25 protein-coding genes are annotated in these 20,553 nt (G+C 53.3%); 17 read left to right on the top strand and 8 right to left on the bottom strand.

The window, feature by feature from the left end; translation table 11 throughout:
* The first annotated feature begins 12 nt into the window (after positions 1–12).
* The 4 genes from JDF658_RS03825 to JDF658_RS03810 all read left to right on the top strand — a co-directional run bounded on the left by JDF658_RS03825 (position 13) and on the right by JDF658_RS03810 (position 2,636).
* Positions 13–279, top strand: coding sequence for a YggT family protein (locus tag JDF658_RS03825; protein ID WP_242946605.1), 267 nt, complete (start codon positions 13–15; stop codon positions 277–279).
* Complete coding sequence (locus tag JDF658_RS03820) at positions 279–1,085, top strand: RNA-binding protein (protein WP_079906515.1); 807 nt, start codon at positions 279–281, stop codon at positions 1,083–1,085. Before JDF658_RS03825 ends, JDF658_RS03820 begins: the two co-directional genes overlap by 1 nt.
* 3 nt (positions 1,086–1,088) lie before the next feature.
* The gene (locus JDF658_RS03815) at positions 1,089–1,565 is read left to right on the top strand and encodes a DivIVA domain-containing protein (protein ID WP_078664634.1); all 477 of its coding nucleotides are present in this window, start codon (positions 1,089–1,091) and stop codon (positions 1,563–1,565) included.
* Positions 1,566–1,634: 69 nt separating this feature from the next.
* Positions 1,635–2,636 (top strand): CaiB/BaiF CoA-transferase family protein, encoded by a 1,002-nt coding sequence (locus JDF658_RS03810; protein WP_079906514.1) that lies wholly within the window; start codon positions 1,635–1,637, stop codon positions 2,634–2,636.
* A 27-nt stretch (positions 2,637–2,663) separates the two neighbouring features.
* Here the strand turns inward: JDF658_RS03810 and JDF658_RS03805 are convergent, their stop codons facing one another.
* A complete protein-coding gene (locus JDF658_RS03805; RefSeq protein WP_079906513.1) occupies positions 2,664–3,425 on the bottom strand; it encodes an enoyl-CoA hydratase/isomerase family protein in 762 nt (253 codons plus the stop codon).
* A 182-nt stretch (positions 3,426–3,607) separates the two neighbouring features.
* On the opposite strand from JDF658_RS03805, the gene JDF658_RS14370 reads away from it, so the two are divergent.
* From JDF658_RS14370 to cysK, 4 genes are all read left to right on the top strand, one after another.
* A complete protein-coding gene (locus tag JDF658_RS14370; RefSeq protein WP_159071904.1) occupies positions 3,608–3,757 on the top strand; it encodes a hypothetical protein in 150 nt (49 codons plus the stop codon).
* 67 nt (positions 3,758–3,824) lie between these two features.
* Positions 3,825–6,566 (top strand): isoleucine--tRNA ligase, encoded by a 2,742-nt coding sequence (gene ileS, locus JDF658_RS03800; protein ID WP_079906512.1) that lies wholly within the window; start codon positions 3,825–3,827, stop codon positions 6,564–6,566.
* Between the two features lie 23 nt (positions 6,567–6,589).
* Complete coding sequence (locus JDF658_RS03795) at positions 6,590–7,651, top strand: nitrogen regulation protein NR(II) (protein ID WP_079906511.1); 1,062 nt, start codon at positions 6,590–6,592, stop codon at positions 7,649–7,651.
* Between the two features lie 117 nt (positions 7,652–7,768).
* On the top strand, positions 7,769–8,686 hold the full coding sequence (cysK, locus tag JDF658_RS03790) for a cysteine synthase A (RefSeq protein ID WP_078664964.1): 918 nt from the start codon (positions 7,769–7,771) through the stop codon (positions 8,684–8,686).
* Positions 8,687–8,724: 38 nt separating this feature from the next.
* Here cysK and JDF658_RS03785 read toward each other — a convergent pair whose 3' ends face one another.
* The gene (locus tag JDF658_RS03785) at positions 8,725–9,147 is read right to left on the bottom strand and encodes a hypothetical protein (RefSeq protein ID WP_079906510.1); all 423 of its coding nucleotides are present in this window, start codon (positions 9,145–9,147) and stop codon (positions 8,725–8,727) included.
* Between the two features lie 119 nt (positions 9,148–9,266).
* Here JDF658_RS03785 and JDF658_RS03780 point away from each other — a divergent pair, with 119 nt between their 5' ends.
* Complete coding sequence (locus tag JDF658_RS03780) at positions 9,267–9,569, top strand: hypothetical protein (RefSeq protein ID WP_078664962.1); 303 nt, start codon at positions 9,267–9,269, stop codon at positions 9,567–9,569.
* On the opposite strand, the gene JDF658_RS03775 is transcribed toward JDF658_RS03780, so the two are convergent.
* The 5 genes from JDF658_RS03775 to JDF658_RS03755 form a co-directional block, all read right to left on the bottom strand.
* Positions 9,547–10,200 carry an SdpI family protein gene (locus JDF658_RS03775; protein ID WP_159071903.1) on the bottom strand — a complete coding sequence of 218 codons (654 nt, stop codon included), beginning with the start codon at positions 10,198–10,200 and terminating at the stop codon, positions 9,547–9,549. The genes JDF658_RS03780 and JDF658_RS03775 overlap by 23 nt on opposite strands.
* Positions 10,181–10,468 (bottom strand): autorepressor SdpR family transcription factor, encoded by a 288-nt coding sequence (locus JDF658_RS03770; protein WP_078664960.1) that lies wholly within the window; start codon positions 10,466–10,468, stop codon positions 10,181–10,183. The genes JDF658_RS03775 and JDF658_RS03770 overlap by 20 nt, the downstream gene beginning before the upstream one ends.
* A 68-nt stretch (positions 10,469–10,536) precedes the next feature.
* Positions 10,537–11,394 carry a non-homologous end-joining DNA ligase gene (ligD, locus tag JDF658_RS03765; RefSeq protein ID WP_078664959.1) on the bottom strand — a complete coding sequence of 286 codons (858 nt, stop codon included), beginning with the start codon at positions 11,392–11,394 and terminating at the stop codon, positions 10,537–10,539.
* Entirely contained in the window at positions 11,391–12,260 is an 870-nt protein-coding gene (locus JDF658_RS03760) for a hypothetical protein (protein WP_079906509.1), read from the bottom strand. The genes ligD and JDF658_RS03760 overlap by 4 nt, the downstream gene beginning before the upstream one ends.
* Positions 12,260–13,057 carry a Ku protein gene (locus tag JDF658_RS03755; protein ID WP_078664957.1) on the bottom strand — a complete coding sequence of 266 codons (798 nt, stop codon included), beginning with the start codon at positions 13,055–13,057 and terminating at the stop codon, positions 12,260–12,262. Before JDF658_RS03755 ends, JDF658_RS03760 begins: the two co-directional genes overlap by 1 nt.
* 152 nt (positions 13,058–13,209) lie before the next feature.
* Between JDF658_RS03755 and JDF658_RS03750 the strand changes: the two genes are divergently transcribed.
* The 3 genes from JDF658_RS03750 (at position 13,210) to hslO (ending at position 15,105) form a co-directional block, all read left to right on the top strand.
* Positions 13,210–13,560: a cupin domain-containing protein gene (locus tag JDF658_RS03750; protein WP_079906508.1), complete on the top strand. Its 351-nt coding sequence runs from the start codon at positions 13,210–13,212 to the stop codon at positions 13,558–13,560.
* A gap of 90 nt (positions 13,561–13,650) precedes the next feature.
* Positions 13,651–14,202 carry a phosphodiesterase gene (gene yfcE, locus JDF658_RS03745; protein WP_079906507.1) on the top strand — a complete coding sequence of 184 codons (552 nt, stop codon included), beginning with the start codon at positions 13,651–13,653 and terminating at the stop codon, positions 14,200–14,202.
* A 15-nt stretch (positions 14,203–14,217) separates the two neighbouring features.
* Complete coding sequence (hslO, locus tag JDF658_RS03740) at positions 14,218–15,105, top strand: Hsp33 family molecular chaperone HslO (RefSeq protein ID WP_079906506.1); 888 nt, start codon at positions 14,218–14,220, stop codon at positions 15,103–15,105.
* Between the two features lie 34 nt (positions 15,106–15,139).
* On the opposite strand, the gene rpmB is transcribed toward hslO, so the two are convergent.
* On the bottom strand, positions 15,140–15,328 hold the full coding sequence (rpmB, locus tag JDF658_RS03735) for a 50S ribosomal protein L28 (RefSeq protein ID WP_078664953.1): 189 nt from the start codon (positions 15,326–15,328) through the stop codon (positions 15,140–15,142).
* 132 nt (positions 15,329–15,460) lie between these two features.
* On the opposite strand from rpmB, the gene JDF658_RS03730 reads away from it, so the two are divergent.
* The 5 genes from JDF658_RS03730 to JDF658_RS03710 all read left to right on the top strand — a co-directional run.
* Positions 15,461–15,658, top strand: a complete 198-nt coding sequence (locus JDF658_RS03730; protein WP_107753612.1) for a DUF1858 domain-containing protein — start codon at positions 15,461–15,463, stop codon at positions 15,656–15,658.
* Between the two features lie 89 nt (positions 15,659–15,747).
* On the top strand, positions 15,748–16,089 hold the full coding sequence (locus JDF658_RS03725; protein ID WP_079906505.1) for an Asp23/Gls24 family envelope stress response protein: 342 nt from the start codon (positions 15,748–15,750) through the stop codon (positions 16,087–16,089).
* A gap of 21 nt (positions 16,090–16,110) precedes the next feature.
* Entirely contained in the window at positions 16,111–17,757 is a 1,647-nt protein-coding gene (locus JDF658_RS03720) for a DAK2 domain-containing protein (protein ID WP_078664951.1), read from the top strand.
* Positions 17,758–18,615 (top strand): DegV family protein, encoded by an 858-nt coding sequence (locus JDF658_RS03715; RefSeq protein ID WP_079906504.1) that lies wholly within the window; start codon positions 17,758–17,760, stop codon positions 18,613–18,615.
* A gap of 11 nt (positions 18,616–18,626) precedes the next feature.
* A partial coding sequence (locus tag JDF658_RS03710; protein ID WP_079906503.1) for an ATP-dependent DNA helicase RecG occupies positions 18,627–20,553 on the top strand: 1,927 nt, incomplete at its 3' end.

Genomic DNA, 20,553 nt, shown 5'->3' with positions numbered 1-20,553 from the left:
GGAGGTAGGAGCTTGCTGATCAACCTGATTAATACCCTTTTTATGGTTTATTACTGGATGTTGATCATCCATATCCTCTTGTCCTGGTTTCCGGTTAACCGTTATAATCCTGCAGTTCGTTTCTTGCGGGATATGACAGAACCCTATCTGGAGCTCTTTCGACGGTTGATTCCACCTATTGGAATGGTTGATGTTTCACCCATCGTCGCTATCTTTGTCCTCGATCTGATCCGGCGCGGAGTGGTATCTTTACTCTACCGCTTGCTGGGGGGATATTGATGCGAGATTACTGGCTACGCCAGGCAGGGAAAGCGGAGGACAAGGCTCTGGTGGAGAGGCTCTGGGACCTGCTGGTCCAGGTGGAGACCAGAGAAATGCCCGGTTTCACTTTTTTTCTCGACCCTGGCCAGCAGGCGTTAGCCCGGAGTATGCTGGAATCATGGCGGCAGACGGTTGCCTATCGCTGTCAGGGCGGTTTTGCCGGGGAGCCGGAACGCTGTCGCTTGCTTTTGTTCCCGGCGGCCTGGGCCGAATTTGACTTCGACCAGCCGGGTGCTACAGTTTTGCGGGTGCAGGGCCGCTTCCAGTTCTTTCAGCCCGGTCACCGGGATATTCTCGGCTCCTTACTGGCCAGTGGCATTAAGCGCGAACTGGTGGGAGACATTCTCTGTACCGAAACGGGAATCTGGGTGGCTGTGGCTCAAGAAATTGTCTCTGCCATCCAGAGTCAGTGGACAAGGGTAGGACCTGTACCCATCGAACTGCTGCCAGAAGCAGAACCGCCCCTGATCCAGCGGCCACAGGGAGAGGAAAGGCTGGTCAGTCTGGCTTCCCCGCGTATGGATGCCCTGCTGGCCCAGAGTGTGGGAGTTGGCCGCCAGCAGGCTGTACAATGGATAGAAAGCGGACTGGTACGCTTAAACTGGAGAGAATGTCTCAAGCCGGATGCGGAAATTCGTCCGGGTGACTGGTTATCTGTACAGGGGTTTGGCCGGGTTCTGGTTAAAGAACAGAAAGGCAGCAGCAAAAAAGGAAGATTATTGTTCAAAGTGGAAATCTGGAGCAAAACCGGCAGAGGAGGATGAGCGATGGCACAGGTCAAAACGCCCCTGGATTACAAAAACCCCGATTTTGAACGGGGTTTTCGGGGTTATAGTCCGGAAGCGGTGGACAAATATGTAGCCGAGTTGCTGGCTGACTATGAGAAGATCTATAAGGAAAACCTGGAGCTGAAAGAACAGCTGGCCTCCAGAGAATTATCCCTCAGCCATTACAAGCGCCTGGAGGATGATATCAAGGAGGCCCTGGTGCTGGCTCGCCGCACTGCCGATGACCTGCGCCGGGCAGCGGAAACAGAAGCTACAGCTATCCGGGCGGCGGCAGAAAAGGATGCCAGCCAGCTGATCAGTCAGGCCAAAGAGCGGGTAAAAGATATCTTGCAGGAGCAGGAAGAACTGCTGAAACTCAATCATAAGCTGCGTACGGAACTGAAAGCCATGTTACAGGCTTATCTGGACTTGCTGGAAAAGGGAACCTACTTTGCAACAGAGACTAAACAAGAATAATCCATAGAAAGAGAAGCGGCAGGAATCGGGCATTTCTGCCGTTACTTATTTTGGGGAGGTATGTAGCCAGTGTTTTTTGTGAATCAACCGCTGATTGTAGACCTGACCCGGCTGCTGCCGGGACCATATGGCACTTTCTTGCTGGCCCAGTTTGGGGCCCGGGTGGTGAAAATTGAAGACAAAGGCAAGGGAGATTATCTGAAAAGCCTCTTTCCTGAACGGGAAGGGGAGGATGCCTATATTTACCACCTGCTCAACAGCTGCAAGGAAATCCGTTACCTGGATTTGAAACAGGCAGTGGACCGGGAGGAGTTCCTGCAGCTGGTGAAAGAGGCTGATTTGTTGATTGAAAGTTTTCGGCCCGGGGTAATGGAACGACTGGGCCTGGGTTATGATTTTCTGCAAACGTTAAATCCGCGCCTGGCTTACATCACTATAGGGGGCTATCAGCCGGATTCCCCCTGGGCTAAAGATGCAGGCCATGACCTCAACTACCAGGCGGTAGGAGGAATCATCGGCAGTACCGGCAAACAGGAACGGGCCATTCCCGGGTTATTGCTGGGCGATCTGGCCGGGGGCATGGCATTGTTTGCAGTGGCTGCCGCAGCCCTTTACAAGCAGGCAGTGAGCGGACAGGGGGGACGCTATACTATTGGTATTGCCGAGGTAGTCCAGAGCTGGGCCAATGTTACCGGTGCCTTTTATGGCCAGGACAAACGCCGTTACCCCTTACCCGGCCAGGGTGTGGTAGCCGGAGGCATAGTCTGTTATAACCTCTACCGCTGTCTGGACGGATATGTGGTGCTGGCTGCACTGGAAGAAAAATTCTGGGCCAATTTTTGCCGGGCCACCGGCAAAGAACACTGGCTGTCCCAGCAATTTGCCCCGGCCTTGCCCGGACAACCGGTCTATGAGGAAGTGTGCCAGTATTTTGCTCAGCGCCGGAGGGAACAGATTCTGGCCGAACTGGGGGATAAGGATTGTTGCCTCAGTCCGGTGCTGGAGCTCAAGGAGCTGGTACCTGATTCGGAAACGGAACACCGGGAAAGGATTACCGGTTTTGTCCGCTAAGAAAAGGAAAACCCGGCGCGGACCGGGTTACTTCTGTTTGCGGAAAAAGGCGGCGATGGCTTCTTTTTGTTCCTGGGTACCACAACAATATACGGATTGGGCCTGCTCGAACAGAAGGGCCGCAGCGAGACTGGCTTCCTGGGCCACCTGCACGCCCTGTTTGGCAAAGCGTAGCCCGGCCGGCGGGAAGGAAGCGATAGCTTGCGCCCAGCCCAGAGCAGCCTTTTCCAGCTCTGCTTCGGGTACCACCTTTTCCACCAAACCGATGGTTTTAGCTTCCTGGGCATCGATTTCCTCACAGGTGAGCAGCAGGCGTTTGGCCTGACCGGCCCCGACCAGTTTGGTCAGGCGACTGGTGCCCCCCAGGTCAGGGGCAAGACCAAAACGCACTTCCGGCAAGGCAAAACGGGCATTTGCGGCTGCGATCCGGAGGTCACAGGCCAGAACCAGCTCCAGGCCGGAACCAAAACAGACTCCCTGAATGGCGGCAATGACAGGAACGGTTAATTGCTGCCAGCGCTGAAAAATCTGCTGTAATCTCTGGACCTGCTGCAGCACAAAGCTGGCATCCACCTGAGCCAGCAGGCTGAGATCGATACCGGCAGAAAAATGGGGACCGGCCGCCTGCACCATTACGGCCCGCAGGTTGGGGTCCTGAGCCAGTTTCTGCTGGATTTCTTCCATTTCCTGCAGCAGATCCAGATTAATGGTATTGAGGGCAGCAGGACGATTGAGGGTAATCAGGGCCAGATTGTCCAGATACTCCAGAATTAAGGTTTTTTCGGCCATGCTCTCTACCTCCCATAACTGAATGAACGCTTATTCAATATTATAGTATTTTCTGGCATGAAAAGATAGCCCTTGACAAAAACCGTACGAAAAGTATACAATAATTGACAAAATGAGCTATTTGTCTAATGGCGATGAACGGGACAGGCCGTAGGGAGGCAGGGAACAGCGACTCCGGGAGGGTGGAAGCCGGAGCCCGGGCAGTACGGCGGATCCCCCGGGAGCTGGCGGCTGAAAGGCTTACAGGCGGAGTAGGCTGGCCCGGTGCAACCGTTACCTGCACAAGGAGTGGCCGGTTTATGCCGGCAAGTTGGGTGGTACCACGGGTATAACTCCCGTCCCATAGGGGGCGGGAGTATATTTTTTGCGGTAAACATTTTCAGTTTAGGAGGAAAGGCAATGGATTACAGCAAAACTCTCAATATGATCAAAACCGATTTTCCCATGCGGGGCAATTTGCCGCAACGGGAGCCGGAAATTCTCAGGTTCTGGGAAGAAATGGATATCTACCGGCAGGTACAACAGAAAAACCAGGGCCGGCCCAAGTTTATCCTGCATGATGGCCCGCCTTATGCCAATGGGGATATTCATCTGGGCCATACCCTGAACAAAGTATTAAAGGATATTATTGTCAAGTACAAATCCATGACCGGCTATGATGCCCCCTATGTACCGGGCTGGGATACCCATGGCCTGCCCATTGAACAGCGGGCGATCAAGGACCTGGGTCTTAACCGCAAGGCGGTAAGCCCGGTGGAATTCCGCCAGCGCTGTGCGGAATATGCCAGAAAATATGCCGGTGTACAAAAAGAACAGTTTAAACGCCTGGGGGTAAGGGGAGACTGGGAAAACCCCTATCTTACCCTGATGCCGCATTTTGAGGCCAAACAGATTGAGATTTTCGGGGAAATGGCCAAACGGGGCTATATTTACAAAGGTCTGAAGCCGGTGTACTGGTGTGCCAGCTGCGAAACCGCCCTGGCGGAAGCGGAGGTGGAATACAATGACAAGACCTCCCATTCCATTTATGTCCGCTTTCCGGTCCAGGATGGCAAAGGGAAACTGCCGCAGGAGGCAGGGGTGGTAATCTGGACCACAACCCCCTGGACCCTGCCCGCCAACCTGGCCATTTGTCTGCATCCGGATTTCGATTATGTGCTGGTGCAAACGGAAAAAGGGCAGTTGCTGGTGGCCCGGGAATTGCTAAAACAGTTCCTGGAAGCTACCGGCCTGACGGAACAGGGGATTGTGGCCCGGTTCAAAGGCCAGGAACTGGAAGGAGTAGTTTGCCGCCATCCTTTCATGGATCGGGAGAGTCCCCTCATCCTCGGTGACCATGTCACTCTGGAAGCCGGTACCGGTGCGGTCCATACTGCACCAGGCCACGGGGCGGAGGACTTTGAAGTGGGTCAGAAATATGGCTTGCCAGTTGTTAACCCGGTGGATGACAGCGGCTATTTCACCCAGGAAGCTGGACCTTTTGCCGGGCTGCATATCAATGACGGGAACCTGAAGGTAATCCAGTGGCTGGATGAACATGGCTATTTGCTGAAAAGCGGCAGGATTTCTCACCAGTACCCCCATTGCTGGCGCTGTAAAAATCCCATTGTCTTCCGGGCTACCGAGCAATGGTTTGCTTCCATCGATGGTTTTCGTCAGCAGGCCTTAAAGGCCATTGACGAGGTGCAATGGATCCCGGCCTGGGGCCGTGACCGTATCTACAACATGGTGGCAGAGCGGGGAGACTGGTGTATTTCCCGGCAACGCCTCTGGGGTGTGCCTATTCCCATTTTCTACTGTGAACAATGCGGTCAGGAAATCATCAATGACCAGACCATCAAGCATATTAAAAACCTGTTCAAAGAACATGGTTCCGACATCTGGTTTGCCCGGGAAACTGCCGAGCTGGTGCCTCCCGGTCTAACCTGCCCCAGGTGTGGCCATGACCGCTTCCGCAAGGAAACTGATATCATGGATGTCTGGTTTGACAGTGGCTCCAGCCATGCGGCGGTTTGCGATCAGCCCGAATACTGGCCGGAACTGAGCTGGCCCGCTGACCTCTATCTGGAGGGTAGTGACCAGCACCGGGGCTGGTTCAACTCCTCCCTGCTGACTGCAGTGGCCACCCGCGGGCAGGCACCTTACAGGGCAGTGCTGACCCACGGCTTCCTGGTGGATGAAAAAGGCAGAAAGATGTCCAAGTCCCTGGGTAACGGGGTTGATCCCCTGGAGGTCATCAACCAGATGGGGGCGGATATCCTGCGGCTCTGGGTGGCTTCTGCTGATTATCGTTCCGATGTAGCGGCCAGCCCCAATATTCTGAAGCAGATTGCCGAGGCTTACAAAAAGATCCGCAATACCTGCCGCTATTTACTGGGCAACCTTTATGATTTCAATCCGGCTACCGATCTGGTGGATTATGACGAGATGCCGGAGCTGGACAAATGGGCCCTCTACCGATTGCAGCGGTTAATCGAACGGGTACGGGCCGGCTATGAAAACTATGAATTCCATATTGTCTACCATGCTATTCACAACTTCTGTGCTGTGGACTTAAGTGCCATCTATTTCGATATTTCCAAGGACCGGCTGTATGTTTCCCTGCCTGCATCCCGGGAACGGCGGGCGGCTCAGACGGTGATGTACTACATCATTGATGCCCTGGTGCGCCTGCTGGCACCGGTACTGGCCTTTACCACTGAGGAAATCTGGCGCTACCTGCCGGGGGAAAGACCCCGGAGTGTTCAACTGACCGACATGCCCGGGGTGGAGCAGCGCTACCTGGATGAGGCACTGGCAGAACGCTGGGAGAAACTATTGGAAGTACGGGAAAAAGTAACCAAGGCCCTGGAAGTGGCCCGACAGCAGAAGGTGATCGGGCATTCTCTGGATGCCCGGGTGAAGCTGACTGCCAGTGGCGCAGAGCTGGAACTGTTACAACAATACCTGGAGCAGCTGGCCCCCATTTTCATCGTCTCCCAGGTGGAACTGGCCAGCGGTACCGGGGAACTGGAGGTAGAAGTCACTGCCGCAGCTGGAAGCAAGTGCGAACGATGCTGGATTTATAGCACCGAAACAGGCCAGGATGCAGAACATCCAGACCTTTGTCCCCGCTGTGCCGCAGTTATAAAACAATTATAAAGAGTGGAGTTTGGGAGGTTTGTATGAGTGCGGGGAAAGGGAAAGAGCTAATCAAGATCGGCAAAAGCCCTTTGTTTAACAGTCTGGTTGATGGGATTATGATTCTCGATCCTGATGCCTGTTGTGTACAGATTAATCAAGCAGCAGCGGATATTTTTGCTGTTAATCCTGAACACTTCATCGGGCAGAATGTGGTGGAATGTCATTCACCGCTGTTCCAGGCTCAGGTTTTAGAATTAATGGAGGAATTCCGTTCCGGAAATAAAGAAGCTTATGAAAAGAGGAATATCAAAGTCAATCAACGCTTGCTGGATGTTTTTATGACCCCGCTCCGGGACAGCAAAAACCGTTTCCTGGGACTAATCATGATGGTCAGGGATGTGACCAGGGAACGGGAGATGCAGGATAAACTCATCCGCCAGGAAAAACTGGCGGTTGTCGGGCAGCTGGCTGCCGGGCTGGCCCATGAAATCCGTAACCCCCTGACGACGGTGATGGGTTTCATGCAGCTGCTAAATCCGCTGCTGCCGGAAGGGAAGGCCCGGGAGTATGCAGCCCTGGTCAATGAAGAATTACGGCGCATCAAGGGTTTGGTGAGCGAAATTCTCTTGCTCACCAAACCCAGTGCCCCCAATTTTCGGGATGTGGATCTGATCAACCTGGTGCGGGAAACCCTGGCGGTAATGGTCAGTGAAGCCAACTTGAAAGGGGTTGCCTTAGAAGGGGTTACATATGGTCAGGCCTATGTGCGGGCTGACCGGGAACAAATCAAGCAGGTGCTGGTCAATTTTATCAAAAACGCGGTGGATGCCTGTGGTAGCCGTGGCAAAGTGGTAGTCGAAGTGGAGAGCCGGGAGCAGGAATGGGCTGTACTGGTGATGGATGATGGCCCGGGGTTGCCTCCTGAGGTTTTAAACAAAGTCTTTGAGCCCTTTTTTACTACCAAGGAAGAAGGAATGGGCCTGGGACTGGTGGTTTCCAAACAAATAGCTGAAACCCACGGGGGCCGGATCGAGCTGGGCAATCGGCCTACCGGGGGTGCTGTCGCAACCCTGTACTTGCCTAAACTGAGCAGAACCCATTGAGCAAAAATGCCCAATGGGTTTTTTCGATTTTTATTGACAAAAATAATAATGTCTGTTATGCTTTAGATAAGCATAAAAACAGAGCGAAATACTCGGAATAAAGAGGAGGTAATTTGCATGCGTGTAGCCAACAATATTGCTGAATTGATCGGCCAAACCCCCCTGGTGCGGTTGAACAAACTGGTAGATGAGAATATGGCTGAGGTTTATGTAAAACTGGAGTCATTCAACCCGGGCAGCAGTGTTAAAGACCGGATTGCTCTGTCCATGATCGAAGCTGCTGAACAAGCCGGTATTCTGAAGCCGGGAGCTACCATCGTAGAGCCCACCAGTGGCAATACCGGTATTGGTCTGGCCATGGTGGCAGCTTCTAGGGGTTATAAGCTGATCCTGGTGATGCCGGAAACCATGAGCATAGAGCGGCGCAATTTGTTGAAAGCCTATGGTGCCGAGCTGATTCTCACCCCTGGCAGTGAGGGAATGAAAGGAGCCGTGCGCCGGGCGGAAGAACTGCTGGCCCAGAATCCCGATTATTTCCTGCCCCAGCAATTTAAAAACCCGGCCAACCCGGAAATCCATCGCAAGACTACCGCGCTGGAAATTCTGGAGCAGACCGGCGGTCAGCTGGATGCCTTTGTCGGCGGGGTCGGCACCGGCGGTACCATAACCGGGGTTGGTGAGGTTTTGAAAGAAAAAATCCCCGGTGTCAAAATAGTAGCTGTGGAACCTGCTGCCAGCCCGGTGTTGAGTGGCGGCAATCCCGGACCTCACAAAATCCAGGGCATTGGCGCTGGATTCGTGCCTGACGTGCTGAATACAAAGATTTATGACCAGGTCATTCAGGTGACCAATGAAGATGCGATGGAAACTGCCCGTAACCTGGCCCGCAAAGAGGGGATTCTGGTAGGTATTTCCTCTGGTGCTGCCGTCTGGGCTGCCCTGAAGGTAGCGAAAGAACTGGGGGCAGGCAAAAGAGTGGTTGTGGTGGCTCCCGATACCGGTGAACGTTATCTCAGTACTGAGCTGTTCCAGTAAAATAAAAAGGGACCGGCGCTTCTGGCGCTGGTCCCTTTTTAGCGCAGACAGTTTAACTTATGAGGTAGAAGGTATTCTTTGTAGCGCAAGGGGAAATCGGTCAGCTTATCGGCTGGCACTAACTCCAGCACATAATACCAGCGCAATTCCGGGTCATTGACGGCAATGCTGCGCACATAAAACTGGTCCCCCAGTTTGGCCTGCAAGATATCTCTGGCCTGACTGCTGAAAAGGCGATAAAAACCAAAGAAGAGTCCTGGCTGGGCCTGACACTCAAGGGCCAGCGGAAATTCCACAAAGGTCACCCGGCTCAGCCAGTTTTTTCTGGTAATCAGCTGGGGACGGCCGGAGAGATAACCCAGATGAATCAGCTGCATTTCCTTGATTTCCTCTGGTTTGAGTTTATTGATATGGCGATGGATTTGCAGTTCCCGCACTACCTGAAAAAATTTTAGCCACACAGAAAATCCTCCTCACCGCTGGGTAGCTAAAATTTTCGACAGAGCAGAAGGGAATTCCTGCTACTTAAAGACGGGTTTTGTGTTATAATAAAAGATAAAAAACAGCGGGAGGAAAGAGAATGCTGAAGTATTGCTTTGACCAGAACAAGATCAAATTGACTGAAGAGAAAAATCCCGGTGAAATCATTTTCCAGGTGGAAATCCTGGATGAAAACTTGCTTCCTGCCTGGCAACAGGTGGAGGCCTATTTTGAAAATGATGATGATCCCCTGGATGTCACCTTCCTGCCTTTCGCCGGCAATCGCTGGCATGCTATTATGGGCCCGGCATTAAGGGTGCGCTTTTTGCTGAAAATGTTTGAACTGCGCTTATTAACTTCCCTGGAGTGGGAAGATAAAGCTAATGTTTGTCAGACCCTTTAAGGTCCTGATAGACCTTCCAGCTATACCAGAGGGAAAAGGCTGTAGCAGCCATTAACGCGCCAAAGAAAAAACCAAAGGCAATGGCTCCTCCCCGGAAGGAACCGATCAGACCCACCAGTCCGGCCCCCATCCAGACGGGACCGCTGACGCGGTGGGTTTTTTGCCAGACTTGTTCATTTTCCAGGGTCCAGGGGGTGCGGATGCCGATAAAATAATTGGGGCGCAGTTTGCCCAGATAATTGCCGAGGAAGATAAATAACAGAGAGATCAGGGCCGGTACCGTTTTATCCACCGGGATGGCGTAACCCAGACTGTTTAATAAAGCAATGACAAAAATAACCGTTAGTAGCCCATGAATGAACAGCCTGACCATGTCCAGCACTTGTTGAAACTTCTCGATTTTGGCCTTGGGGTCCAGGGCTGGCAGGGAGACCAGCAGCAGATAGATGCCCAGGTTGAGGGCCAGCGGGAAACCGACTCCCAGAGGTTTACTCATGTAGCCATCTACTTCTCCCCGCATATTCCAGTGGGTAGGCAGGGGGTCAGGCAAACGGGGATAGAGGTAAACACTCAGGGCCAGCTGCCCCAGCAGGAGACTCCAGATGGCGATTTCAATCCATTTTCTTCTCATCTTCATGCACTCCTTTCATTTCCAGAAACCAGCTCAGGACATCTTCCAGCACTGAGGTATTGAGGGAATAGAGGATATTTTGCCCCTGGCGTTCATCCACCACCAGTCCCGCCTGTTTTAACAGGTTTAAATGGTGGGAGATGCTGGGCTTGCTGATCTGGAAGTGTTCTGCGATGGCGCCGGCGGTCAGATCACCCTGCCGCAGCAATTCCAGGATTTTGCGCCGGGTGGGATCGGAAAGGGCCTTAAATGTGAGGGATAAGGACATAGCCCCACCTCCATTTAGATATTTAGATAACTGTCTAAATATATCTTACGGGAAACCAGGCTTTCGTGTCAAGATAGTAAAGCCAGTAAACCTGCGGCCGACCGGGCCTGTTGAAAAAAATCCCCCCAGAGCTGCCGGGCCTGAGGAATGTACTGAAGGTAATTATGCAAGGTAAATTGCTGCGGGTTTAAATTGCCTGCCTCGACTTCATCCCAGCTGACCGGCCAGGAGAGGGGTGCGCCCGGCAATGGGCGCACACTGTAGACCCAGGCAGTGGATTTGCCGGTTGTATTTTGCAGGTAATCCAGATAGACTTTGCCCTGGCGCTTGCTTTTACTGAATTCGGTAGTAAGACCGGTCGGCCAGACCTGAACCAGGGTCTGGCAGAGCAGGGCCAGGGCCCGCCGCAATTGACCACTCGCTGGTCCCGGTTGAATGGGCACAAAAATGTGCAAGCCCCGGGAACCGGAAGTTTTAACAAATCCCACCAGACCCAGCTTTTCCAGCGCAGCCTTGACCAGCAGGGCAGCCTGACAGACCTGGGAAAAGGGGACTCCTGGGGCGGGATCCAGGTCAAAGAGGAGGATATCGGGCTGGTCCAGCCGGGGTACCCGGGAAGGCCAGGCATGGATCTCAATGGCACCGGTATTGATGATCCATAGCAGGTGTTCAACAGTTTTTACATAGAGATAATCGATGCCATGCCAGTGGACCCGGGGAAAATCTGGCGGAGTGTGAGGTGGAGCCTGTTTTTGATAAAAATATTCACCCTCAATGCCATCAGGGTAACGTTTCAGGACCAGGGGACGCTGGCACAGCAGGGGAAGCAGGGCAGATGCCATAGCCTGATAATAGGCCAGCAAATCTCCCTTGGTAATACCTTCCGGCCAAAAGGGTTTATCCAGATTAGTAAGCTGGAGGTTCATTTTTTCTCCTCCTGTTTTCTAATTCCCAGCAAACGGGGATGGCGCAGCTGGTTTTCTGCCGTTAACTCCAAATAGGCGACTTCGGCAATTAACAGGGGCTGTACCCAGAAAATATTGCCTTCCTGCTCCAGGGTTAGCGCTCTTAGCAGCTGTACCAGCGCCTGATAACGGGGAGCGGGTAGGGAGCAATTAACTTTACCCCTGACTTTTTTCTCTCCTGCAGGGCTGATTTCTCCTACCAGCAGAGAGCTGACCGGACGGTTTTCCCGGGTAAAACCGAGGATCGAGAGTTCAAGCCGCTGTTCCCGCTTGATTTTGAGCCAGTGCTGACTGCGTTTTCCTGGCAGGTAGGGACTTTCAGGGTCTTTTGCCATCATTCCTTCCAGTTCCAGCTCCTTTACTTTTTGCCACAGCAGGCGGGCCTGTTCTCCTTGATACCACTGCACCGGTCCAGCAAGAGGATGATGAGGGAAAGAACGGGCCAGTTTTTCCTTGCGCTCCCGCAGGGGAAGATGCAGCAACGGCTCCCCCAGGTGCAGGCAATCAAATACCCAGTAGTACCAGGGCAGGGTTTGTTTTCCCTGCATTTGCTTTAAGATGGCGGAAAAGGAGAGACGGCCCTGCTGGTCAAAGGCTACCAGTTCACCATCTAAAACTACTGGCAGAAAGGAAAAAGCTGAACGCAGGTCTTCCAGGGCCGGGAAAGCGTGGTTGAGCAACTGGCCACGGCGGCTTAAAAGTCGCCAGCCTCCTTCTTCCAGATAGAGCAGGGCCCGGATGCCATCCCATTTGACTTCATAATACCAGTTTATCGGCCATTCTTCCCGCCAGAGGGTTCCCAGCATGGGTGGGTAAAAGAGGGGCATCAGCCTTCACCCCCGGCTGCTTTGGCCTGGGGTTTGGTCAGTTCCAGACTGGCTTTTAAGGCCTCCAGCAAATCTACTACTTTTGCCGGCTGAGCAGCCGGGACAGCGACTACGTCCTGGCCGGCGATTTTGGCTGCGATTGCCTGGCGCAGAGCTTCCCGGTAGCGGTCGGTGTATTTTTCCGGGTCAAAGGGGGCGGCCAGGTTATTGATCAGGGTAACCGCCATTTCCAGTTCTTTTTCCTGCAACTGGGCCTGAAATTCCAGTTCCGGTATATAGCGGGGAGAGCGAATTTCATCGGGATAGAACATGGTTTCCAGCACCAGACATTCCTGATGACAGCGCACTGCTGCCAGGGCCTCCTTGCTGCGGATGGTGACTTTGGCGATGGCGATTTTGCCGGTCTTTTCCATGGCTGCTTTCAGCAGGGCATAGGGCTTTTGCCCTCCTTCGGCTGGAGCCAGATAATAGGTCTTGTCATAATAGATAGGATCAATCTGGCTGAGCTCAACGAAATCCAGGATTTCAATGGCTCTGGCCGTTGGGGCCGGTATATTTTCCAGATCCTCTTCTGAGATGATGACATACTGGCCTTTATTGTATTCGTAACCGCGCACTATTTCCTCTGCCTCCACTTCCCGTTGACAGGTGGGGCAATATTTCCGGTACTGTACCGGTGTATGACAGGGTTGATGCAGATAATTGAAGCGGATATCCTTTTTTTCGGTGGCTACATACATTTTGACCGGGATATTAACCAGGCCGAAGCTGACGGCCCCTTTCCATAAACTGCGCATAAGCGACCCTCCTCAGAAGCTATTTTGTAAAGAGATGGCTGATTTTATTAAAGGATAATAATAATTATTATTGACAAACAAAAATTAACATGGTATATTGTTAACAGTAGCAAGGCAAAACTAATACTGAAATCGATGAGGAGGTATAAATTATGAGTCAACACGTAAATGTCATTCAAAATCCCGCTTTTAAAGCAGAAGCTATGAATAAAATCGCCAACTTCAGCGGCGGCATGCTGGGGGTTGACACTTACTACTTCAAACCCGGCCAGGTGCTGGATTACCATCGCCATCCGGAAGGCGACCAGGTTTTCTTTGTCTTCCAGGGCGAAGGGGAGTTTTATCTGGATAATGGCAATGGGGAAGAGAAAATCGCTGTTGCTGCTGGTTCCATTATCTATGTACCGGCAGGTACCTGGCATAAACTGGTCAATAGCGGCAATAGTGACATGATCGCTTCCCAGTCTACCAAAGCCGGAGCTGGTATGGAATTGCGCAAATAAAGAACTGGATTGAGCGGGCCGCATGGCCCGTTTTCCTTTTACTTGACCTGATAGCGAAGGGGCAGTAAAATAGGCGGTGAGGTGATAGGCATGCGGATAGGAGTGATTTCTGATACTCATGGCAATTCTCAGGTCTGGCAACAGGCCTGGCAGCAGGTACTGGCCGATTGTGATTTGATTTTGCATGCCGGGGATATCCTGGCTCCTGGCCCCCGTAACCCGATTACAGCCGGATACAATCCGCCGGCGCTGGCGGAGGCCCTTAACAGCTTAACCCGACCCTGGCTGGCAGTGCGGGGCAATTGTGATGCCGAAGTGGATGAAATGATGCTGGCTCGCCAGCTCCCTCCTTTGACCCAGGTATATACTTCCTTTGGTTTACTGGTTATAACCCATGGGCATCAATATGATGGCCCCGCTGGTCTGATTAAGCTGGCTAAACAGCAGAAAGCCCGGGTGGTGATCAGCGGCCATACCCATGTGCCTGTACTGCTGGAACAGGAAGGGACCTTTTTGTTAAATCCGGGCAGTCCTACTTTGCCTAAAGAGGATTGGCCTCCGACCCTGGCGGTAGTGACTGAACGGGGCATTCAGCTGCTTAATCTTCAGAATGGTGCAGTGATAAAGGAAATTAACTGGTAGAAAGGCGGAAAAAAGATGCAAAATGAGTTGATCCGGGGGATAGCTGCCGGGGGGCAAATCCGGGCCCTGGCCCTGACGGCAACCCGGGCTGTGGAAGAAGCACGACAAAGGCATGATACCTGGCCTACTGCTACTGCGGCTCTGGGCCGCTGTCTGATGGCAGTGGCGCTCTTGGGAGCGACTTTGAAAAATGAGGAAACCGTCACCTTGCGTATTTTTGGTGATGGCCCCATTGGTGGGATTATTACTCAGGCAGATGCTGAAGGCAATTTGCGGGGCTATGTCCAGGAGCCCCATGTGGATTTACCGCCCAAAGGTCCCGGAAAACTGGATGTAGGCCGGGCGGTGGGACAGGGCCAGCTCTACATTACCCGTGACCTGGGCCTGAAAGAGCCCTATACCGGGACTTCCCCTCTGGTATCAGGGGAGATTGCCGAGGATCTGACCCATTATTTTGCCAAATCGGAACAGATCCCCTCTGTCGTGGCGCTGGGGGTACTGGTGGCTCCAGAGGGCCATGTGCAGGCTGCTGGTGGTTTTCTCCTGCAGCTGATGCCTGGTGCGACCGAGGAGGTTATCAACGCTCTGGAGGCCAATTTGGCCCAGCTCCCACCGGTTTCCTCCCAGGTAGCCGAAGGAGCAAGGGCGGAGGACTTGTTGCAACAGGCTTTACAGGGCTTTGATTTTCAGATCCTGGAACGCAAGGAAGTGCGCTTTGCCTGCCGCTGTTCCAGAGAAAGAATGAGTGGCATTTTGCTTGCGCTGGGCTGGAAAGAGCTAGCAGAAATGGCTGCCGAGGGTGGGGCAGAATTGCGCTGCCATTTTTGCAATGAAAAGTATCATTTCAGCAAGGCAGAGCTGGAGCAGCTGATGTTTGAATTGAATAAAAGGGAGGAAAAATAAAAAAACCAGCGCTATCGCTGGTTTTTTTGCTAAATTAGATGGCCCGCTGGACCTTGCCGGAACGCAGGCACCGGGTGCAAACCATGATCCGCCTGGGAGTGCCATTGACCAGAGCTTTTACCCGCTGCAGGTTGGGAGACCAGGTCCGCTTGGTCCGGATGTGAGAGTGGCTGAGCTGGATGCCTACCACTTGACCTTTACCGCAAACTGCACACTTTGCCATTTTACAACCCACCTCCTTTACAGCCAACCGCTCGCAAAAATCACTTCTATATTCTAACAGAAACATTCTTAGTTGGCAAGCAGGAAAATGTGCAAGCTGCGTTGAATATATAATTTTAAGGGGGGATGTCCCGTGATTACCAGAGATATGTCCATTTTTGAGACGATAGCCCGCTATCCGCAAACCAGAGAGATTTTTAAAAAGTATGGAATGCACTGTCTTGAATGTATGGGTGCTACTGCAGAATCCATTGCGGCCGGGGCGAAGATGCATGGTGTTGATTTAGAAAAACTGCTGGCTGAACTGAACCAGATTGTTAGCAGTAATTAAGCAGCAGGTGACCCGCATGCAGGTGGGCCCTTTTTTTGTGATTAATTAGCGGTTATAATATTAAAAGATGTGCTGGAGGAGGTTTTTATATGCTGGGAAAAATTCAGATCAGTGAAGATGTGATTGCTGTTATAGCTGGCAATGCAGCCATGGAATGTTATGGACTGGTTGGGATGGCTTCTCGCAAGATAACTGACGGCCTGGCCGAACTTTTTCGCGGCGACCAGGCTCACAAGGGCGTGTATGTCACCCGCACTGATGAACAGGAAGTATCCATTGACCTCTACATTATCGTCCAGTATGGGGTAAAGATTTCCGAGGTTGCCCATAATATTCAGGAAAGGGTCAAGTATCTGGTGGAAAACACCACCGGGCTGCGGGTAGCCCGGGTAAATGTTACAGTCCAGGGAGTACGTTTGCAGGAAAGTTAATTTAGAGCAGGAGGAACAGGTGTGTCTAGGACTATCGATGGCAGTCAGCTGAGAAAGGCTTTTGTAACCGCAGGTGAAGTATTACAGGCTCAGCGGGAGCAAGTGGATGCATTAAATGTTTTTCCCGTTCCTGATGGTGATACCGGGACCAATATGGCTCTGACCTGGCAGGGAGCGGTAGCGGAACTGGCCCGGGTTCGGGAGGATACCATTCCCGCCGTGGCCCAGGCTATGGCCCGGGGCTCTTTGATGGGAGCCCGCGGCAACTCGGGCGTGATCCTCTCCCAGATTTTGCGGGGATTTGCCTTGAAGCTGAACCAGGTACAGGAAATGGGACCGAAAGAGGTGGCTGCTGCTTTCCGCGGCGCTGCCGATACGGCTTACAAAGGGGTACTAAAGCCGGTTGAAGGCACGATACTGACTGTGATTCGCGAAGCGGCTCAGGGGGCGGAAAAGGCTGTCCGCAAGGCTAGCTCCGCTATTGAAGTATGGCAAGCAGCAGTGGTAGCTGCTGAAGAAGGATTACAGCGGACACCGGAATTGCTGCCCATTTTGCGGCAGGTAGGGGTAGTGGATGCCGGTGGCCAGGGGCTGGTTATCCTTTTGCGGGCCATGCTGGCATCCTTCCAGGACCAGGATGTACAATGGGTACTGACCAAACCGGCGCAAGCCCAGGCCACTCCTCAAATGGTGGAAGTAGTAGATGAGTTACCAGCTGACCTGGGGGATATCAAATACCACTATTGTACGGAATTTATTCTGAAAGGCCAGGATTTGCCTCTGGCCCTGTTACGGGGGAAACTGGACCCCCTGGGAGATTCCCTGCTGGTGGTGGGCGAGGCTGATCTAGCCAAAATCCATGTCCACACCAACCATCCTGGTCAGGCCCTGGAAATTGCGGTACAATACGGCAGCTTACATAATATTAAAATCTCCAACATGTTAGACCAGTATCTGGAGAAGCAACAGCAGGAAGCCAGCAAGCCAGCTGCCGCTCCTGTTAAAGAAGAAAAGGAGCTGGGACTGGTGGCCGTGGCAACGGGAGCCGGCTTAACCCGGGTTTTCACCAGCCTGGGGGTTGACCAGGTGGTGGCCGGCGGACAGACTAATAATCCCAGTACCGCAGATCTGCTGGCTGCAGTAGAAGCGGTTCCGGCCCGCACTGTCCTGATCCTGCCCAATAACGGGAATGTGATCATGGCGGCTGAACAGGTAGGGCAGCTGACCAGCAAGCAGGTAGTAGTTATCCCCAGCCGTACTATTCCGCAGGGGCTGGCAGCTTTAATGCAGTTTGATCCGGGTGCAGACCTGGCGGCCAATGTGGAGGCAATGACGGCAGCCCTGGGTCAGGTGGTTTCCGGGGAAATTACCTATGCCGTCCGGGATAGTCAGATCGATGGTCTGGCCATCAAGGCCGGCGACATACTGGGGTTAATTGATGACAAAGTACAGGTGGTGGGCAAGACCCGGGAAGAAGTGTTTTTGAACATGCTGGCCCACATAGTAACGGAAGATCATTCTTTATTGACCATTTTTGCCGGGGAAGGGGTTGGGCCTGAGGAACAGCAAGAAATGCTGACCCGCCTGCAGGCGGCCTATCCGCAGCTGGAAATTGAGCTGCACCAGGGAGACCAACCCGTTTATGCTTATGTGTTTGGGGTGGAATAGATGGGAAAAGTCAGGATTGTGACTGATAGCACTGCCGATATTCCGGCCGAGGTGGTGCAGGAATATGGCATCAAGATAGTGCCTTTAAAAGTTTTTCTGGATGGGGAAACCTATCTGGATGGCGTAACCCTGAATTCCAAAGAGTTTTATCAGCGTTTGCCCCATTTGCAAAACCTGCCTACCACTTCCCAGCCTTCACCACTGGAGTTTGCTGAAGTATACAGGGAACTGGCGGCTGAGGGCACCCAGGTCATTTCCATCCATCTCAGCCAGAAGACCAGCGGCACGGTGCAAAGTGCCCGCCTGGGAGCGGAAATGACGGAAGGGGCAGATATTACGGTAATCGATTCGGAAAGCCTCAGCATTGGCCTTGGCATCATAGTGGTTGAGGCGGCCCGGGCAGCCCGGGAAGGGCGCAGTAAAGAGGAAATTATCGCCCTGGTGGAGAAGCTGAAACAGGAAAGCCGTCTTTATTTTGTACTCAATACCCTGGATTATATCTTCAAGGGCGGGCGCATTGGCAAGGCCGAGGCCTTTGTCGGCAGCCTGCTCAATATCAAGCCCATCCTTACCATGCAGGATGGAGTGGTTACCCCCATTGACAAAGTACGGGGCTGGAATAAGGCTATTGACCGGATTGTGGAACTGGTCCGGGAGCGTCTGCAGGGACGGCCTATGCGCTGTGCCCTCCTCCATGCCAATGATTTTGAAAGTGTGATGAAACTGCATCAGCGCATTGTCCAGGAATTTCAGTGTTTTGATGTGATTATGATCAATGAGGTCGGAACAGTTATCGGCACCTATGCCGGTCCAGGCGCAGTGGGCATCGCCTTTTTCCCGGTGGAGGAGTCGGTTTGAGGTGAAAGGCAATGGACAGCAAAACCCTCTTGTTAAAAGCCATCCAGGCGGAAAAGCGCCTGGGTTGCAATAATGGGGCTGTGTTTGGCGGCTTTGACCGTTTTGTCATACAGCAGCTGGAAAAACTGGCGGGTAAGCCGGGTGGTGGAGGCAGGGCAGAAACTGCCGACTTCATCCGGCTTTTTGCCGATTATGGCCAGGTGAGTCGCAGCAAGCGGGAGGAGAAGCTGGAAAAGCTCTGGCACTGGCTGGTCAATTTGCCGGTAAGCAGGCCGGCGCCCCGGAGGGCCCAGTCCCAACCCCAGCTGGAAACACAGCTGGAGGCGAAGGAAAAGACAGAAGCACCACCGGCCCGCACTGCCGAAAAAAGCCAGGGCCTGCCGGCCCAGTTGCAATATGTGAAAAATATCGGCCCTAAGAGAGCTACTGCCTTGCAGGCCATGGGTATCAATACCCTGCGGGATCTGCTCTTTCACCTGCCCCGGGATTACCAGGACCGCAGTCAGTTCAAACACCCCTCCCAGCTGGTACACGGGGAAAAGGAAACGGTGCTGGGGACGGTGGTCAATGTCCAGGAGCTGCGTCCGCGCCGGGGGCTGGTGATCTTAAAAGCTCTGCTGAGGGTGGAAGAGAGCCAGGTCTATGCTGTCTGGTTCAATCAGCGTTATCTGAAAGAACAGCTGAAGGCGGGCACAGAACTGGTGGTGGCGGGCAAAACCGATCGGGCCTATGGCATTCCCCAGATCAATGTGGAGGAATTCGAGATTGTGGACCGCCAGGACTTGATTCACACCGGCCGGATTGTGCCGGTCTATCCTGGCAGTGGCCAGCTCAATTCCCGCTTTTTCCGCACCGTAATTTACCGCCTGCTGGACCAGGTGGATGAGATCGCCCCCGAATTTTTGCCAGGGCAGTACTGTCAGCAACATAGCCTCCTGCCCCGGCCCCAGGCTTTACAGGAAATCCATTTTCCCCAGTCCTGGACCAGCAGGGAGCTGGCCCGGCGGCGTCTGGCTTTTGATGAGCTTTTTCTCCTGCAGCTGGCTCTGGCTCTGTTGAAAGGCACGGAAAAAACCGCTCCCAAAGGTATAGCTCATAGTCCGGTACCCTTGCCGCTGGAAATTGAATTTCGCCAGCGCCTGCCCTTTCAGTTAACCAGAGCCCAGGAAAGGGTACTGGGGGAAATCTACCGGGATATGGCCGCACCCCGGCCCATGACCCGGCTGGTGCAGGGGGATGTGGGCTCCGGGAAAACCATCGTGGCTGCCCTGGCCCTGTTGAAAACAGTGGCCTCTGGCTATCAGGGGGCATTGATGGCTCCCACCGAGATTCTGGCCGAACAGCACTACTGGAATTTGCAGGAGCTGTTCCGACCCCTGGGCTTGCCGGTTGGCCTTTTGACCAGCAGCAAAAGCAAAAAGGAACGGCGGCAACTGCTGGCTGACCTGGCTTCCGGCCATCTGGCCATTGTCATCGGCACCCATGCCCTGTTACAGGAGGATGTGGTTTTTGCCCGCCTGGGCCTGGCGGTAGTGGATGAACAGCACCGCTTCGGAGTGCGTCAGCGAGCCCTCTTGCGGGAAAAAGGCAACCATCCTGACTTGCTGGTGATGACAGCCACCCCCATTCCCCGCACCCTGGCCCTGACTCTGTACGGGGACCTGGATGTCTCCGTCATCGATGAACTGCCGCCGGGGCGCAAGCCGGTGAAAACCCACTGGCTCAATCGCAGCCGGCTGGACAAGCTTTATGCTTTTATCCGGGAACAGTTAGAGCAAGGGCGCCAGGCCTATGTAGTCTGTCCGCTGGTAGAGGAATCGGAAAAAATGGATCTGGAGGCGGCTACCAAACTGGCCCAGGAGTGGCAGGAACAGATTTTTCCCCAGTTCCGGGTCGGGCTGCTGCATGGCCGCATGAAACAGGAGGAAAAGGAAGGGG

Source organism: Carboxydocella sp. JDF658 (genome assembly GCF_002049395.1).
Taxonomy (GTDB): Bacteria; Bacillota.
The sequence above is the reverse complement of the archived record's forward strand: the minus strand, read 5'-3'. Positions and strand labels throughout refer to the sequence as shown.

Excerpts from the sequence above, each read along its gene's own strand:
- JDF658_RS03820 (WP_079906515.1), top strand. The coding sequence starts at position 279 with ATGCGAGATTACTGGCTACGCCAGGCAGGGAAAGCGGAGGACAAGGCT.
- JDF658_RS03755 (WP_078664957.1), bottom strand. The coding sequence starts at position 13,057 with ATGCGCAGTTTATGGAAAGGGGCCGTCAGCTTCGGCCTGGTTAATATC.
- yfcE (WP_079906507.1), top strand. The coding sequence starts at position 13,651 with ATGCGGATAGGAGTGATTTCTGATACTCATGGCAATTCTCAGGTCTGG.
- JDF658_RS03780 (WP_078664962.1), top strand. The coding sequence starts at position 9,267 with ATGCTGAAGTATTGCTTTGACCAGAACAAGATCAAATTGACTGAAGAG.
- JDF658_RS03815 (WP_078664634.1), top strand. The coding sequence starts at position 1,089 with ATGGCACAGGTCAAAACGCCCCTGGATTACAAAAACCCCGATTTTGAA.
- JDF658_RS03795 (WP_079906511.1), top strand. The coding sequence starts at position 6,590 with ATGAGTGCGGGGAAAGGGAAAGAGCTAATCAAGATCGGCAAAAGCCCT.
- JDF658_RS03775 (WP_159071903.1), bottom strand. The coding sequence starts at position 10,200 with ATGAGAAGAAAATGGATTGAAATCGCCATCTGGAGTCTCCTGCTGGGG.
- JDF658_RS03770 (WP_078664960.1), bottom strand. The coding sequence starts at position 10,468 with ATGTCCTTATCCCTCACATTTAAGGCCCTTTCCGATCCCACCCGGCGC.
- JDF658_RS03725 (WP_079906505.1), top strand. The coding sequence starts at position 15,748 with ATGCTGGGAAAAATTCAGATCAGTGAAGATGTGATTGCTGTTATAGCT.
- ligD (WP_078664959.1), bottom strand. The coding sequence starts at position 11,394 with ATGAACCTCCAGCTTACTAATCTGGATAAACCCTTTTGGCCGGAAGGT.
- JDF658_RS03750 (WP_079906508.1), top strand. The coding sequence starts at position 13,210 with ATGAGTCAACACGTAAATGTCATTCAAAATCCCGCTTTTAAAGCAGAA.
- JDF658_RS03805 (WP_079906513.1), bottom strand. The coding sequence starts at position 3,425 with ATGGCCGAAAAAACCTTAATTCTGGAGTATCTGGACAATCTGGCCCTG.
- ileS (WP_079906512.1), top strand. The coding sequence starts at position 3,825 with ATGGATTACAGCAAAACTCTCAATATGATCAAAACCGATTTTCCCATG.
- cysK (WP_078664964.1), top strand. The coding sequence starts at position 7,769 with ATGCGTGTAGCCAACAATATTGCTGAATTGATCGGCCAAACCCCCCTG.
- rpmB (WP_078664953.1), bottom strand. The coding sequence starts at position 15,328 with ATGGCAAAGTGTGCAGTTTGCGGTAAAGGTCAAGTGGTAGGCATCCAG.
- hslO (WP_079906506.1), top strand. The coding sequence starts at position 14,218 with ATGCAAAATGAGTTGATCCGGGGGATAGCTGCCGGGGGGCAAATCCGG.
- JDF658_RS03715 (WP_079906504.1), top strand. The coding sequence starts at position 17,758 with ATGGGAAAAGTCAGGATTGTGACTGATAGCACTGCCGATATTCCGGCC.
- JDF658_RS03760 (WP_079906509.1), bottom strand. The coding sequence starts at position 12,260 with ATGCCCCTCTTTTACCCACCCATGCTGGGAACCCTCTGGCGGGAAGAA.